The organism is Halorhodospira abdelmalekii, assembly GCF_016583625.1.
Taxonomy (GTDB): Bacteria; Pseudomonadota; Gammaproteobacteria; order Nitrococcales; family Halorhodospiraceae; genus Halorhodospira; species Halorhodospira abdelmalekii.
In genome coordinates this window covers 1-15,734 of the sequence record NZ_NRRN01000057.1, presented here as the reverse complement: position 1 = coordinate 15,734, position 15,734 = coordinate 1, and the positions used below count along the sequence as shown (strand labels likewise).

Genomic DNA, 15,734 nt, shown 5'->3' with positions numbered 1-15,734 from the left:
TCCGGACTTCGACTACCTGCAGTTTGGTGACCTTGGCACCGACCTGCTCAAGGGTAGCCGTTAACGGATAGACCCGACCGTTCGGGTCGAAAAGAACCGGGGGCTCACTTACGAGCCCCCGGTTTTTGTTTGAAAAGAGTTAGGTCTGATAAAAAGCCGGCGCCGGTCGGCTGTATCACGATAAAAGCACCGTTGGTCTCTTCATTTACTAAGTTTCTCAAAAGTGAAGCCAGCCTCCGTGTCCCGCCATAAGTGCACGGGCCAGCTCATGCGACTGGCTTTAGTTACGCAAAGTTTAGTATTTTTGTCGACCATCCTAATAGCGCCCTGCTTCCTCAGAGTGGGCGCCTATGCCGCACACCCATCGCTCGATTTTTATGTCACTATGGCCTTGCATGCCGGCGAGCGGTCGTTCCTCTCGAGGAGCCGCGGGGCCGGGTGCCTGTACGCCGAAACGTACTCACTGACTGATAAAGAGAGGTGCATATCATGGATGCCTCTATTGTTGTAGCTGTACTCGTGCTGATGGCTGTCGCTGGTTTCACGCCCTGCCTGCGGCGTAAGCTGTAAGATAGCCGATGGCCTGCCTCGGCTGGCGAAGTCCGCCGACTGAGGCAGGCCACGGGTTACCCGAGCGCATATCCCTCTATCGACTTGCTACAACGACCGAACCGCACTTGAGGCGGCGCTGCTGACAGCCAGCAGCCGGCTTAGCAACCGGTGTCGGCGGTGAAGGCGGAGCGGCGTTACGGGATCTTCACATCGTCATGAATTAAGCCTCGTGGCACAGCGCGCCTGCAAAGAAGACTTCGCTGCCACGTCGGAACGGCTAGGATCGGCGTTCCGTTGTTTCGGCAGAGTGCGCGCGCTCTTCGACGGCGCACAGTGTTGGCGCAGTTTTGACAACTGCTTTAATCCTCGCAGCCTCCAGCGCCATCGCCTGCGATTGCACCATCCGCTGTTGACCGCCCCTATCGGCTCCCTGCTATCCGAAGCTGGATTGTTCTTTCAGGGGGTGGGGTTGTTGCGTCGGGAGCGGCCCAATTCTTCGATCACATGCGCGCCTTTGGGTGGCGAGCCGGGTGTTGCCGTAGGGGGGGGGCGCCCGCGCTATACTAGCAAAACCCGCCGTTGCCGGGGCGCAGCACCTACGAGAAACTCACCGATCTTTTTCGACGAGGCATTTTGCGTCAGTTCGTTTTAAAGAGTGGTTTTTGCCCTGAGGGGCTAGTTGACGGAGGTGTGGACCATGAGTATGGACGTAAATGAGAAATCCGGGAGCTCTCAGACTCCCGAGAGTGGCGCGAGCACTTCTCAAAGTGGTGCCGCGAAGGGCAGCTCAACTCCGGCCAGCGGCGCAAGCACGGCTGGACAGAGCGCTGCAGCCGGCGCAACAGCGCGCACTTCAAGCGCTGGGGTCGAGCGTCCTGAGGAGATGGAGAGCTCCGCGCGAGGGTCCGCTGCGAGCGCGCAGGGTGCCTCTGAGAAGGCTTCAGCAACGGGTTCGGCGACCGCCGGCGCCGCCACTTCTTCGAAGTCTAGCGCTGACAGCACTTCAAAGAGCACGGCTCAGGCGCAGCGTGAGCGTGAGGCGGAGGTTAGCCAAACGGCCTCAGGGGTGTCGTACGTTGTCGGGCCGGTGACCGGCTTTATGTATCTGGCTGCGCACCGTGATAAGCCAGAGGTGCGTTTCCACGCCTGCCGCTCGATCTTGATCTCAGCGGTGATTCTAGTTGCCTGGATCGCGATCTACGTTCTCAGTTTTTCGGTTTTAGGGCTGCCGTTGATCTTCTGGGCCGGTTTGGGCTTCTTGATCTACATGGCGGTGATGACCATCAAGAAGCAGCCACTCGAGATTCCGCTTCTTGGCGAGTACACCAAGAAGTTCGCTGATAAAATGGCCCCTGGTGGCGGCAAGTAGCCTGAGCGAACGACGTGTGGCTCATGCTGCCGCAACCGCAGGCTGTTCGCTGCCCGCACGTGGCGCGGGTCGCGGGGCGCGCTTGCTCGGTGGGCTCGGAGGGAGTGGGCGCCTATGCCGCACACCCGTCTCCGCTACATTGTGGCAGTATAGTAATCGCACGTTGGTCGTGGAGCCCGGCTCTTCACTGGGTGTAGGGTTCCGGGGACCGACATGCAGGCACGTAAACGTTGCATAACGACCGAAAATGAAGGGAGGTTCACATGGGTGACGCCGGAATCGTTGTTGGTGTTCTCGTAATCCTGGCCATCCTGGGGTTCCCGACTATCTCGCGGACCCTGCGGCGCTGGTAAAGGCCGGACGGGCTCGGCCGAGCGGTTCTGGAGCTCGGCCGAGCCCGTCGCCTTTTTTCCTTCTCCTTTAGCTCATCTTTCGCTAAGTAGCAGCCCCCTTCTCCCTGTTTCTTCTTTTTCTCTTCTCTAATAGTTTTTCGATTCAGTCGAAAAATTTTTTGCTTTTTGCGGCTGACAAAGTTTCGTCGTCGTCACTCGCATTTCCTCAGGTCGGCTGAATTCCTTTCGTGGCAATTCCTTTTGTGGCTGGCCCTTACTTTTCACATTGGGCTACGGCTACAGGCGCAGCAGAGCGCAAGCAAGGCACCGGCGGCGTAGGGCGGCGTAGTGCGAGGGAGCTAGGAAGAGGAGAGAGTGAGCGAGGAGCGAGGAGGAAGCGAGGAGGAGGGAGCAGCTATCGTGTAGGCGCCGCTACGGCGAAGTAGCGGCGCGGTTACACCTTGCGGGGGTGATCATCGTTTGGTCCGCTTCGCCAACCAGTGAATGATCAAGGCCCACCTTGCTTGCGAGCCGGTTACACAATTAGCGACGCCGTCAGCGCCGTCCCTTCTGCTCTTGAATCGCCCGAAGCTGTTCGATGATCGCATCAGGGTTGGTCACCCCCGGCAAGACGTGTGACTTATCATCGGGCGTCTTGATCCAGATATCGCCAACGCCCAGCATCGAGGCAATCATGCCGCGGCGGCAGAAGACCTCCTTCATTTCGGAGCCTTTGATGTCCGTGCGCTCCGGTTTTCCTAAAAAACCCTGGTAGAGGACGACACCGTCGCTCTCAATGCGGCAGCGCCACGAGTGGGTAGTGAAGATGATCAAAAAGATGCCGCCAAGAATCAGCATGGCGCTGAAGGTGACAAAGTAGAAAAAGGGCGCGGCAATATCAGAGAAGACGTAGCCCTCCGCGGCGTGCAACTGGTAAGAGAGCAGCCACAGCAGGATGACTAAAATGCCCGCCGCAATCAGCCCCCAAGCAACGACAGGGCTGCGATAGGCGGAACGAATCACTTTTACGTCTGAATCGGGTGCATCTGAAGCGGGTGTAGCCATAGGGTTATCCACCATCCAAGCCGAACCAAAACCGAGTCAACCGAGTCAACCTTCCCACGCGACAACGCACACAAAGAAAGCGCACACGCAGAAAAAGCATCGCGTGAGGGGGCGTGCATCAGCGCATCAATGCAGTGCAGTGCCTCAGCGCGCGCGGGCTAGCCCCGTCAAGTGCGCAATATTCTTCACCATGATGCGGATGTGGGCCCACGGTCGCGCCTTGACCAAGCGCTTATTCATATAGGCATCCCACGTCAGGGCTTGAACGTCGGGGTCGCAGCAGATGCTGACGAAGCGCTCGCGACGGTTGTCGTTCTTGTACCAGAAGCGCTGCAGCGTGGCGAGGACCTTAAAGACTTGGCCGTGCTGACGCATAAAGGCCGCCCGAGCCTTGCCAAGCGCCGCTCCATCGCCGCTGCGCAGCGTCTCCTCGACGGCATCAGCGGCGTACTTCGCACTGGCCATGGCGTAGTAGATCCCCTCGCCCGAGGCCGAGGCGACGACGCCGGCGGCGTCACCGACCAGGACGACGTTCTGGCCGTCATCCCAGCGCTCAAGTGGCCCGATGGGGATCGGTGCCCCCTCGCAGCGCAGCGTCTTGGCTTGATCGAGCCCCGTCTCGCGGCGCAGCTGCGCAACGGCCCCCTTTAACGAAAAGCCCTTCACGCCGCTTGCAACGCCGACGCTCGTGGTGCCGCCGTGGGGGAAGATCCAGGCGTAGAAATCGGGCGAGAGTTCGCCGCGGTAGTGCAGATCGGCGCGGTTCGGATCGAAGCGGTCGTCCTGCGCCGGCGGTGATTCGATGATCTCGTGATAGGCACCGACGCACGGAATATCCTGCGCCCCCGGAACGGCCTGCTTACCAACGGTCGAACGCGCACCGTCGGCGCCGATGACAGTGCGCGCCCAGATTTGCCGGCGTGGGGCATCGGTCCGGCCGCGCCCCTCCTCATACTCCAGCAGAATGCCGTCATCGACCCGTTCGAGCTTGGTGAAGCGGCCATCGCGCCGCTCGGCGCCGGCATCGGCGGCGCGTTGCCGCAGCCACTCATCGAAGACCTCGCGATCGACCATGCTGAGCATGCTCAGCGGACCGTCCTCCTCATCGGGAGGGACTGCGACCCCGGGGGCCGGAATCGGCATATCGGCGTGGTTAAGGGTCGGCGAGACGATGCGCGCACCGCGCACATTGGCCGCGATCAGATCGAACGGGATCTCGAACTCACGGATCAGCTGCGGCGGGATCAGGCCACCACACGGCTTGATGCGCCCAGGGCGATCAATAAAGGCGACCGAGTGGCCGCGGCGGACCAATTCGTGGGCAGCCGTCGCTCCGGCGGGGCCGCCGCCGACGACGGCCACATCGAAGCGGTCGGCAGTGGGGATGGCATGGCTCATCGGATATCACTCCCGGTTGATCGAGCGTTGTGCAGAGAGGCTGCCACCGCCGCTCACTGCTGCCGCCGGAGCTCGATCGACGGTCAAGACACGCGCCGCGAGCCAGACAGAGACCAGGAACAGCACAGCAGCCAGGGTAAAGACCACGTTGTAGCCGAAAGAGGGCATGTGGAAGAGGAAACGGAAAAGATCGACACCGGCCGTCCCGAGGAAGATGCCGAGCCCGGAGGCGACCGCCTGCGCAGCCCCCCAAAGACCGATGCGCACCCCAGCACGCGCATCCTCACCTTCGTTCGCCAAGCGCATCATCAGACCGATGGCGGCCACCGCATAAGCGCCGTTGGCTACGCCCAAGGCGAAGACCGACATGCGCAGCGGCCAGACCTCGCTGACCACCGAGCCGATGCCGAGGGCGGCCAGCGCGCCCCCGGAGGCGATGCAGCCGCCGATGGCCCACGCCCACAGCGTCCCGAAACGGCCGCGCCCGAAGGTGCCGAGAAGACCGACGAGCACCATACCGAGCAGCACTCCAGAGTAGAGGTACATGCCGCCGAGCTGAGTCGCTTGGCCGGCCGTCAGATCAAAGGCGATGCGGGCAAACGGCTCGATGATCGTCTCGTGGGCGTTGTAGGCGAGCATCGAGACGAAGACGAAGATCGTAAAGCGGCGCGCCTTGGTATCGGCCCACACCTCACGCAGCGCCGTGACAAAGGAGCTTTGGCCCTCGCCAGTCGCGGCCGCCGGGTCGGCCGGCTGAGTCGGGGCGATCTCGGGGCCTTCCAAGCGAAAGAGGGCAAGGGCTGCGAGCGTCAACGCGGTGACGCAGACCACCGAGACGACGACGAAGAGGCGCTCCAGCGAGAAGGGGTCGAGCACGGCGCCGACCAGCCCGCCGGTGACGGCAAAGCCGAGAATCATCATCAGCCAGACGATCATGGCCGCCAGCGGTCGGTGCTGGGAGGCCACCCGCGTCGCCAGCAACGTCAGTAGCGCTGTGCCGGTCGCGGCAACACCGACGCCAATAAAGAAGTAGCCAACCACAGCAACGCCGATCCCTGCCCACAGCAGGGTCCCCATCAGCCAGACCCCCGCGGCTGCGCTGATGCCACCGCACGCCAACACCGCCATGCCCGCCAAAATCCACGGCGTGCGGCGCCCGCTGCTGCTATCGAGGGCGTGGCCGACCCGCGGTCGCGACAACTGAATCGCGTAGTAGAAGCCGCCGAGAAGTCCGGGCAGCATCGCCATCAGGCCAAGATCGTTGATCATGGCCTGATTCAGGGTCGTTAAAGGTTGGAGGACAATCGCACCGAGGGCAGAGTTGACCAGCCCGAGTCGGATAATACCTAGCCAGCCAAGGGTGCTCGGGGTGCTCACGCACCGCCCCCGACGATGCTGCCGATGGCAAAGGCGGTGATCAACATCCCGAGGATGTACGGCGTTACCCCGACAAAGCTATACCAGGCAGCATACCCCTTCGGATCTTTCAGCAAGCGCACCATCAAGCCGATCTGCACGCCGAGCAGCAGTGAGACCCCGACCGCGTGCCAGAGCTGTCCCCAGGAGAGCAGCAAACCGATGACGATCAACTGCGGCACGATCATGGTGATGCAGGCGACTTGAGTGGCCCGCTGGGTGCCGAGCTGCACCGGCACGGTGACCAGCCCCATCTGGCGATCGCCCTCAACGGCCTTAAAGTCGTTGAGCACCATGATGCCGTGCGCCCCTAGGCTGTAGAGCAGGGCAGCGGCGAAGATCTGCCAATCGGGCATGACAGCCGACCCGCTTGAGGCGTAGATCATGACCGCTGCCCCAGTGATCCACGGAATGCCCTCATAGGAGATGCCGACGGCACCGGCGCTGATCCAGCCGTTGCGCTTCAGGCGGAAGGGCGGGGCGCTGTACGCCCAGGCGAGGGCCACGGCTATGATCGCGGCGACAAAGACGACCGGGCCGAGCAGGGCGGCGATCACCAACGCCAAGGCGCTAGAGACGATCGCGATATAGAGCCCCCAACGCCCCGGCATGCGGCCCGACGGGATCGGCCGGTGTGGTTCGTTGATGGCATCGACGTGGCGATCGAACCAGTCGTTGATAGCCTGACTGGTGCCACAGACCAGACCGGCCAGCATGACGCCGGCGGCGGCCAAGAGCCACTGCCAGCCGCTCGGCACGATGCCGGCGGAGACGACACCACAGAAGAAGGCCCACGTCGGTGCCAACCAGGTAACCGGCTTGAGCAGCTCGATCACCGTGGCAAAGTCGGGGCGCTTGAGCGCATTTTGGGGTTGGGCAGCCTCAGACATGCGCGTACATTACGAAGGCCGGCCAGTAAACGTCAAGCTGCCGTGACAGTCGGTCGCGGGGTCAGCGGTTTGTCGCCGCAGCCACCAGTTGCGGGACGATCTCGGCGGCCTTACCGCGCAGGCTCCAATCGGCGACCGGTGTTAGCGGCGTCGGTTCGGGGTTGATCTCAAGGACTGGAATACCACGCTCAAGCGCCTCCAGCGGAAGCGAGGCGGCCGGCTGTACCAGCGATGAGGAGCCGATCGACAGCAGCAAGTCACTATTGCGGATCGCCGCACCGGCCTGCTCCAATGTTCCCGCCGGCAGGGCCTCGCCGAACCAGACGACATCAGGGCGCAGCGGTGTGCCGGTCTCTGGGCAGCGGGGCAGTTTCGGGTCGGCCGCCAACACTTTCGGCACCGGCCCCTCAAGGGGGCGGTCGCGGTGAATATTGCCGTGCAGCTCGGTGACAGTGTCGCTGCCGGCTTGCTGGTGCAGCCCATCGACGTTCTGCGTCACGATGTGGCAGCTGTGCAGCCGCTGCTGCCAGTCGGCCAGGGCGCGGTGGGCGGCGTTCGGCTCTGCCTGCGCGATGACCTGGCGGCGCTGCGTATACCACGCCCAGACCTGCCGCGGCTGACACAAGAAGCCCTCCAGCGTGGCCAGCTTCTCGGGGTCGAATTGTGCCCACAGCCCGTGTTGCGCTTCGCGGAAGGTGGGGATGCCGCTCTCGGCTGAGACGCCGGCGCCGGTCAAGACGACGACCCGTCTGGCCGCTCGTAGCGTCTTGCGCAACCGATCATCAAGAGGGCGGGCGGGCGAGGCAGCACCCCGCCGGTCTAGGGGCGGGACATCAGAGTGGTGACTAAAGGGGCGATTCAGCATGATTGCTCTCCCGAGTGCACGATCGTCGGTATCCTCAAGCAGGGTGCTTCCTATATGATGTGCATCCCTCTTCGCGGTTGTGAATCTATGAGTGAGATTATCCTGATCAACGTCTCGGGTGAGGATCAGCCTGGGCTGACTTCATCGCTAATGGGTATCCTGGCCGAGTACGACGTTGGCGTGCTCGATATCGGTCAGGCGATGATCCACGATACCCTCTCGCTCGGTATCCTCGTCGAGGTGCCGGCCGAGAAGGACGTCTCGCCGGTGCTCAAAGATGTCCTTTTTCATCTGCACGACGCCGGGATGCAAGTGCGCTTCACGCCAATCACCCAAGAAAGGTACCACAATTGGGTGCGCGGTGCAGGTAAACCGCGCCACATCATCACGTTGCTCGGTCGTTCGGTGACGGCCGAACAGATGGCCCGCATCGCTGAGGTGATCACCGCCCAAGGGCTGAACATCGAAGATGTCGTTCGCCTCTCGGGGCGCCGTCCGCTGCATCGCGAGGGCGAGCGCTCGCGCGCCTGTGTCGAGCTGACGGTACGGGGCCAGCCGGTCGATCCCGACACCATGAAGCGCGACTTTATGGAGATCTCCAAGGCGCTCGACGTCGATATCAGCTTCCAGGAGGACAACGTCTACCGGCGCAACCGGCGCATGGTCGCCTTCGATATGGATTCGACGCTGATCCAGCAGGAGGTGATCGATGAGATGGCGAAGGCAGCCGGTGTCGGCAAGGAGTGTGCGCGGGTCACCGAGCAGGCGATGCACGGCGAGATCGATTTTTGCGAGAGTCTGCGCCGGCGCGTCGCCCTGCTCGAAGGTCTGCCGCAAGAGACCCTGCAGCAAGTCGCCGAGCGTTTAACCCTCACCGAAGGTGCGGAACGACTCGTGCGCACGGTGAAATCGTTCGGCTACGTCACCGCTATCATCTCCGGCGGCTTTACCTACTTCGGCCAGCATCTGCAGCGCCAACTCGGCATCGATTACGTCTACGCCAACGACCTCGAGATCTGTGACGGCTACCTGACCGGCCGAGTCACCGGCGAGATCGTCGACGGCCGCCGCAAGGCCGAGTTGCTGCGCACGATCGCCGAGCAGGAGGGGTTGGCGCTTGAACAGGTGATCGCCATCGGCGATGGCGCCAACGACTTGCCGATGCTGCGCCTCGCCGGCCTCGGCATCGCCTTTCGCGCCAAGCCAGTGGTTCAGGAGAGCGCCCGGCAATCGATCTCGACCCTTGGGCTCGACGGCACCCTCTACCTGATGGGGATTAAGGATGCCGACACCCCCGATTCGGTCGACTAGCTCGACTCGTTCGATTCGCACGCCTCGTAAGACCCGCAAGATTCGCAAGACTTGCACGACCTGGGCTGATCTTTAACTGCGGCTACGAAAGTGAGTAACATACCCCGAACCTTAAATTCGTCCGTGCGCCCTGAGCACTGGCGGTTTCGATCAAGCCGAGAAGACCCATATGGATACAGCAACCTTCACCTCCCTGCACAGTGACACCACAGCCTCCTCGCGCCACCCGCTCGCCGGCCAGACGATGAGCGGTGCCGAGATGATCATCGAGGTGCTCGCCCAGGAGGGCGTAGACACCCTCTTCGGTTACAGCGGCGGTGCCATCCTGCCGACCTACGATGCGGTCTTCCGCTACAACCAGCGCCACCGCAGCGCCGCGGCGCAAGGCGATCTCGACGAGCCGATGCGCCTGATCGTCCCGGCCAACGAGCAGGGGGCCGGCTTTATGGCGGCCGGCTACGCCCGCGCCTCGGGCAAGGTCGGCTGCTTTCTCGTGACCTCCGGCCCGGGCGCGACCAACACCGTCACGCCGATCCGCGACTGCATGGCCGACTCGGTCCCGGTCGTCGCCATAACTGGCCAGGTGCCGACCCACGCCATGGGCACCGACGCCTTCCAGGAGGCGCCGATCGTCAACATCATGGGCAGCTGTGCCAAGCACGTCTTCTTGGTCACCGACCCGGAGAAGGTCGAGGCGACCATTCGCACCGCCTTCGAGGTGGCGCGCTCGGGGCGGCCGGGGCCGGTCGTCGTCGATGTGCCGAAGAACGTTCAAAACTGGGTCGGCGAGTTTCGCGGCGAGGGCTATCTCGATATCCGCGGCTATCGGCAGCGGCTCGAGACGCTGCGCTCGGCGAAGCTCTCCGATCGCAAGTGCCGCAGCTTCTTCGAAATGCTCCAGCGCGCGCGCCGGCCGCTGCTCTACGTCGGCGGCGGGGCGGTCGTCGGCGATGCTCAGCGCGAGCTGCGCGACTTTGCCCACACCTACCGCATCCCGGTCGTCAGCACCCTGATGGGGCTCGGGGCGATGGACACCACCGATGAGCTCTACCTCGGCATGCTCGGGATGCACGGGACGGCCTACGCCAACTACGCCGTCGAGGATTGCGACTTCCTAATCGCTGTCGGCGCCCGCTTCGACGATCGGGTCGCCGGCAAGGTCGAAGAGTTCGCCCCGCTCGCCGAGCAGATCGCGCACATCGACATCGATGCCGCCGAGATCGGCAAGGTCAAGGGGGTCGACTGGGCGCACGTCGGCGAGGCCTCGCGCAGCCTGCAGCAGCTGCTGCGCTACGGCGAGTCGATGGGCTTTGAGCCGTGCTTCGACGCCTGGGTGGAGCATGTACACGGTCTGCGCACACGCCACCCGATGGGCTACGACCGCACCAGCGAGCTGATCCAGCCGCACTACGTCATCGAACAGCTCAACGCCCTGACCGGTGGCAGCGCCATCATCGCCACCGGCGTCGGTCAACACCAGATGTGGGCGGCGCAGTACTGCGACTTCCGTGAGCCGCGCCAGTGGCTGACCTCGGGCGGCTTGGGCACCATGGGCTTCGGCTTGCCGGCGGCCATCGGCGCCTATCTAGCCTGCCCCGATAAGACGGTGGTCAACATCGACGGCGACGGCTCACTGCGCATGAACCTCGGTGAGCTTGAGACGGCGACGACCTACGGTCTGCCGGTCAAGGTGCTCCTGCTCAACAACCTCGGCGACGGCATGGTCCGGCAGTGGCAGAAGCTCTACTTTGGCGATCGCTTCTCGGCCTCCGATAAGTCGCTGCGCCGCAAGGACTTCATCAAGGCGGCCGAGGCCGACGGCTACGAGTTCGCCCGGCGCGTGACGGCCAAAGAGGAGGTCGCCGCGGCCCTGCAAGCCTTCGTCGAATTCCCCGGCCCGGCCTTCCTTGAGGTCATGATCGATCCCGACGCCGGCGTCTTCCCGATGGTCGGCCCAGGGTCTAGTTACAAGGAGATGGTGACCGGTGAGTTCATCCCGGCCCGGCAGGCCGCACCGCGCTCAGGTCGTTCGGGAGGCGCGGAGCAGGATGCGGCCGAGGCCGAGACGCAGCCGCAGTCGCCTGATCTCTTCTAAGCGGAGCCAGGTCATTAGCGAAGCCGGGGGATCCCAAAATGCCCCGGCTGAAGTGTCCCGTTGAAGTGCCCCGTTGAATTGTCCAGTTGAAGTGCCCAGATAGAGCGTCAAGTCGACAGAATCAGGAGGCAATGGAGAGAGCATGAGCGCAGGATCCGAGATGGAGACCCGCGAGTTTCAGGCCGAAGTGCAGCAGCTGCTCAAGTTGATGATCCACTCGGTCTACTCCGACAGCGAGGTCTTTCTTCGTGAGTTGATCTCCAACGCGTCCGATGCGATCGATCGGCTGCGTTTTGCTGCGCTGCAACAAGAGCAGCTTTTCGAAAACGATCCGCACCTGCGGATTCGCGTCGAGTTCGACCCGCAGCAGCGGACCGTGACCGTCTCCGACAACGGCATCGGCATGGATCGGGACGATGTCATCGCCAACCTCGGCACCATCGCCCACTCCGGCACTCGCCGCTTTCTGGAGCAGTTGACCGGCGATCAGCAACAAGATGCGCAGCTGATCGGCCAGTTCGGTGTCGGCTTCTACTCCGCCTTTGTCGTCGCCGCCCGCGTCGAGCTCTTTACCCGCAAGGCTGGCTTGGAGCCGCGCCACGGCGTCTGCTGGCGCTCCGACGGGCAAGGGGGCTACAGCATCGAGCCGATCGAGCGGGCGCAGCGTGGCACCAGCGTCGTGATCCACCTGGCCGAGGGCCAAGAGGCATTCTGCGACGGCATGCGCTTACGCTCCATCATCCGCAAATACTCCGACCACATCTCGGTACCGATCGAGATGCCGCCGCTCGAGTCGCCCGCTACGACGACAGAGGCCGCGAAGCCGACCGACGAAGACGCGAGCACGGAGACCGCCGCGAGCCCCGCCGATAGCTCAGACGAGGGCACTGCTGACGGCGCCGCGGCCGATGCCGCCCCGGCGCAACCGGCCTGGGAGGTCGTCAACCGCGCCTCGGCCCTCTGGATGCGGCCGAAAAACGAGATCAGCGACGAGGAGTATAAAGAGCTCTACAAGCACGTCGCACACGACTTCAGCGACCCGCTGACCTGGGTCCACAACCGCGTCGAGGGGCGGCAAGCCTACGTCTCGCTGCTCTACATCCCGCAGCGCGCGCCCTTCGATCTCTACGATCAGCGCACCGCGCACGGCGTTAAGCTCTACGTGCGGCGGGTCTTTATCACCGAGGACAACGAACACCTGCTGCCGCGCTATCTGCGCTTCGTGCGCGGGGTGGTCGACTCCGACGATCTGCCGCTGAACATCTCGCGCGAGATGCTGCAGCACAACCCGATGATCGCCTCGATCCGTGGGGCGGCCGTCAAGCGCATCCTCGATCGCCTCGAACGGATGGCCAAACACGAGCCGGAGACCTACGCGACCTTCTGGCAGACCTTCGGTCGAGTGCTCAAAGAGGGGGTCGCCGAGGACCCCAACAACCGCGAGCGGATTGCCGATCTGCTGCGCTTCTCCTCGACCCGCGAAGAGAAGGAGACGCCCGATGTTCGGCTGGCCGACTACGTCGAGCGCATGGCCGAGGGCCAGGAGAAGATCTACTACGTCACCGCCGAGAGCTTCAACGCCGCTCGCCACAGCCCGCACCTGGAGGTCTTCCGCCGCCACAACATCGAAGTGCTGCTCCTTCCCGATCCGGTCGATGAGTGGCTGGTGGCCCACCTGCACGAGTACAACGGCAAGCCGCTGGCCTCGGTGGCCAAAGGCGAGCTCGATCTCGGCAAGCTCACCGGTGCGGAGAGCGACGAGGAGAAGAGTCGGCGCGAAGAGCAGGCTGAGACCTACAAAGACCTCTGTCAGCGCCTGCAAACGCCACTCAGCGATCGGGTCAGCGCCGTGCGCGTCAGCGATCGCCTGACCGACTCACCGGCCTGTTTGGTCGTCGGCGAGTACGACTTCGGGATGGGGATGCAGCGGCTGCTGCAGGCCGCCGGCCACAACCTGCCTGCCGGTAAACCGGCGCTGGAGATCAATCCCGACCATCCGCTGATTCGCCGTCTCGACGCCGAGCCGGAGGCACGCTTGCACGACTGGGCGTGGACGCTCTACGAGCAGTCGCTGCTGGCCGAAGGGGGGCAGCTGGAAGATCCGGCCGCTTACGTCAAGCGAGTCAACACGCTGTTGACCGGTTAGCGAAAGGGGGGGCGCGCCCATGGCACCGACACCAACGTCGACAGAGGAGTTGTCCGCAGGTGAGCCGTCTGCCGGTGACGGAACCGGCGCGGGGGTCGGGGACCAGGTCGAAGTCGAGGCTGAGACCGTGACCGAGATCGGAACGAGGGAAGATGACGCCCCCGCGCTCGACTTAAAGGGGCGCATGGCGACGTTGACCGTGGTGCGCGTCCACTCGCCGTCAATTCCCTCACTATGTGCGGTGCTTGAAAGTAAGCTGCAAGAGGCGCCTAATCTGCTGCGTGGGGCGCCGATGCTCATCGAGCTCGATGATGGGCTGGTGGGGGAAGATTCCGTCGATCTGTGCGCCCTGACCACCGCGATGCGCGAGCTCGGGCTGGTGCCGGTGGCGGTGCGCGGTGACGGAGTCGATGTCGAGACGGCGCAGGCCGCCGGGCTTGGCGTGCTGGCGGGGGCAGCGGGCCAGACGGGCCAAGCGGGCCAGAGTAGTCACGCCGAAGCGGCCGATGGGACCGATAGAACAACCACCCGCACCAGTGCCGCGGCCCATGAGAAGACCCAGCAGGCCACATCGACACCGACAGTCACGGCAGCAGAGTCCGCAGCGGCGGTTGAGATGCCCGATGGTCGTAGTCCCGATGGTCCCGCGGGTCCCGGAGGTCGTGGCGCCCCAAGTGAGGCGGCAGCCGCGGCACAGGAGCACAGCGGCAATCCGCCCCTGCCGCCGCGTGTCATCGATCATCCGGTGCGCTCCGGGCAGCAGTTCTACGCCCGCGGCAGGGGACTGGTCGTGTTGGGCGCGGTGGGGCCGGGGGCCGAGGTGTTGGCCGATGGCGACCTCCACATCTACGGGCCGCTGCGCGGGCGTGCCCTCGCCGGTGTGCAGGGAGATGAACAGGCACGTATATTCTGTATGGGGATGGAGGCCGAGTTGGTCTCGGTGGCTGGTAATTACCAAGTCAGCGAGCGTTTTGCCGAAGAGCTGCACGGGCGTCCGGCACAGGTTCGCCTCGATGAGGCGGGGGTGCTGCACATTGAGCCGTTCGGCGGCAACAACAGCGGCGGTAACCACAAGGGGGGATAGACATGGTCTGGCATAACGGCAGCGGGGAGGTTTGGTGTCGAAAATCGTCGTGATTACATCCGGCAAAGGCGGGGTCGGCAAGACGACCACGGCTGCATCGTTTGCTGCCGGGTTGGCCAAGCGCGGCCATAAGACGGCCGTGATCGATTTCGATGTCGGCTTGCGCAACCTCGATCTGGTGTTGGGCTGTGAGCGTCGTGTGGTCTTTGACTTCGTCAACGTCATCACCGGCGATGCGCGCCTGCACCAAGCGCTTATTAAGGATAAACGCCTCGATAACCTGATGATTCTTCCGGCGTCGCAGACCCGCGACAAAGATGCGCTAACAGCCGAGGGGGTCGAGCAGGTGCTCGGGGAACTGCGCGAGCAGTTTGATTACATCATCTGCGACTCTCCAGCCGGTATTGAGCGCGGGGCGCATTTGGCCTCGTACTACGCCGACGATGCCATTGTGGTCACCAATCCCGAGGTCTCATCGGTGCGCGACTCCGACCGCGTGCTCGGTCTGCTGGCCAGCCGGACCCGGCGTGCCGAGCAAGGCGAGGATCCGGTTTGCGAGCACCTGCTGCTGACCCGCTACGATCCGCATCGAGTCACCAAGGGCGAGATGCTCAGCGTCGACGACGTCTGCGAGATCCTAGCCATTGAGCTGCTGGGGGTGATTCCGGAGTCGACCGACGTGCTCAACGCCTCCAACGCCGGTGTGCCGGTGATCCTCGATGAAGGGGCCGATGCCGGTCGGGCCTATGACGATGCGGTCGCGCGCTATCTTGGCGAGGAGCGCCCCCACCGCTTCATCCACGCCGAGCGCAAGGGATTGTTCGGGCGGATGTTCGGAGGATAGGTGTAATGAATATTGCGAGGTTCTTTCGAGAGCGCAGCAAAGAGCGTCAGGGCGGGGGGAGCGCCAGTGTGGCGAAGGAGCGGCTGCAGATTATCGTCTCGCACGAGCGTGCCGAGCGCGGCGGTGGCCCCGACTACTTGCCGATGCTGCGCGATGAGCTGCTTGAGGTGGTGCGCCGCTACGTGACTGTCGACCCCGGAGCGGTCCGCGTCGAGGTCGAGCGTGACGGAACACACGAAGTGCTGGAACTCAACATTACACTGCCCGAGCATCCCGGGCCTTACCCCCCTCCGGGGCGGCGGCGCTGAGCTGCCACCCGGGGGAGCGCCCCTCCCCGCGCCGCCATCCCCGCCGGCACTCCTTGGTA

12 protein-coding genes are annotated in these 15,734 nt (G+C 63.7%); 7 read left to right on the top strand and 5 right to left on the bottom strand.

What is annotated here, in order from left to right:
- The first annotated feature begins 1,249 nt into the window (after nucleotides 1–1,249).
- Entirely contained in the window at nucleotides 1,250–1,921 is a 672-nt protein-coding gene (locus CKO15_RS11845; protein WP_200196533.1) for a DUF4870 domain-containing protein, read from the top strand.
- Between the two features lie 887 nt (nucleotides 1,922–2,808).
- Here the strand turns inward: CKO15_RS11845 and CKO15_RS11840 are convergent.
- The 5 genes from CKO15_RS11840 to CKO15_RS11820 all read right to left on the bottom strand — a co-directional run bounded on the left by CKO15_RS11840 (nucleotide 2,809) and on the right by CKO15_RS11820 (nucleotide 7,887).
- The gene (locus CKO15_RS11840) at nucleotides 2,809–3,318 is read right to left on the bottom strand and encodes a PH domain-containing protein (RefSeq protein ID WP_200196531.1); all 510 of its coding nucleotides are present in this window, start codon (nucleotides 3,316–3,318) and stop codon (nucleotides 2,809–2,811) included.
- A gap of 144 nt (nucleotides 3,319–3,462) precedes the next feature.
- Nucleotides 3,463–4,716: a geranylgeranyl diphosphate reductase gene (locus tag CKO15_RS11835; RefSeq protein WP_207124087.1), complete on the bottom strand. Its 1,254-nt coding sequence runs from the start codon at nucleotides 4,714–4,716 to the stop codon at nucleotides 3,463–3,465.
- A 6-nt stretch (nucleotides 4,717–4,722) separates the two neighbouring features.
- On the bottom strand, nucleotides 4,723–6,093 hold the full coding sequence (locus CKO15_RS11830; protein ID WP_200196529.1) for an MFS transporter: 1,371 nt from the start codon (nucleotides 6,091–6,093) through the stop codon (nucleotides 4,723–4,725).
- Nucleotides 6,090–7,022 carry a chlorophyll synthase ChlG gene (chlG, locus tag CKO15_RS11825; RefSeq protein WP_200196527.1) on the bottom strand — a complete coding sequence of 311 codons (933 nt, stop codon included), beginning with the start codon at nucleotides 7,020–7,022 and terminating at the stop codon, nucleotides 6,090–6,092. The genes CKO15_RS11830 and chlG overlap by 4 nt, the downstream gene beginning before the upstream one ends.
- A 61-nt stretch (nucleotides 7,023–7,083) precedes the next feature.
- Nucleotides 7,084–7,887: an SIR2 family NAD-dependent protein deacylase gene (locus CKO15_RS11820; RefSeq protein ID WP_200196525.1), complete on the bottom strand. Its 804-nt coding sequence runs from the start codon at nucleotides 7,885–7,887 to the stop codon at nucleotides 7,084–7,086.
- Between the two features lie 87 nt (nucleotides 7,888–7,974).
- Between CKO15_RS11820 and serB the strand changes: the two genes are divergently transcribed.
- The 6 genes from serB (at nucleotide 7,975) to minE (ending at nucleotide 15,675) form a co-directional block, all read left to right on the top strand.
- Entirely contained in the window at nucleotides 7,975–9,198 is a 1,224-nt protein-coding gene (gene serB, locus CKO15_RS11815) for a phosphoserine phosphatase SerB (protein ID WP_200196523.1), read from the top strand.
- 169 nt (nucleotides 9,199–9,367) lie between these two features.
- A complete protein-coding gene (gene ilvB / locus CKO15_RS11810; protein ID WP_200196521.1) occupies nucleotides 9,368–11,293 on the top strand; it encodes a biosynthetic-type acetolactate synthase large subunit in 1,926 nt (641 codons plus the stop codon).
- A gap of 142 nt (nucleotides 11,294–11,435) precedes the next feature.
- Nucleotides 11,436–13,439 carry a molecular chaperone HtpG gene (htpG, locus tag CKO15_RS11805; protein WP_200196519.1) on the top strand — a complete coding sequence of 668 codons (2,004 nt, stop codon included), beginning with the start codon at nucleotides 11,436–11,438 and terminating at the stop codon, nucleotides 13,437–13,439.
- Nucleotides 13,440–13,458: 19 nt separating this feature from the next.
- Nucleotides 13,459–14,523: a septum site-determining protein MinC gene (minC, locus tag CKO15_RS11800; RefSeq protein ID WP_200196517.1), complete on the top strand. Its 1,065-nt coding sequence runs from the start codon at nucleotides 13,459–13,461 to the stop codon at nucleotides 14,521–14,523.
- 34 nt (nucleotides 14,524–14,557) lie between these two features.
- Nucleotides 14,558–15,367, top strand: coding sequence for a septum site-determining protein MinD (gene minD / locus CKO15_RS11795; RefSeq protein WP_200196515.1), 810 nt, complete (start codon nucleotides 14,558–14,560; stop codon nucleotides 15,365–15,367).
- Nucleotides 15,368–15,372: 5 nt separating this feature from the next.
- Nucleotides 15,373–15,675 (top strand): cell division topological specificity factor MinE, encoded by a 303-nt coding sequence (minE, locus tag CKO15_RS11790; RefSeq protein WP_200196513.1) that lies wholly within the window; start codon nucleotides 15,373–15,375, stop codon nucleotides 15,673–15,675.
- Nucleotides 15,676–15,734 lie beyond the last annotated feature (59 nt).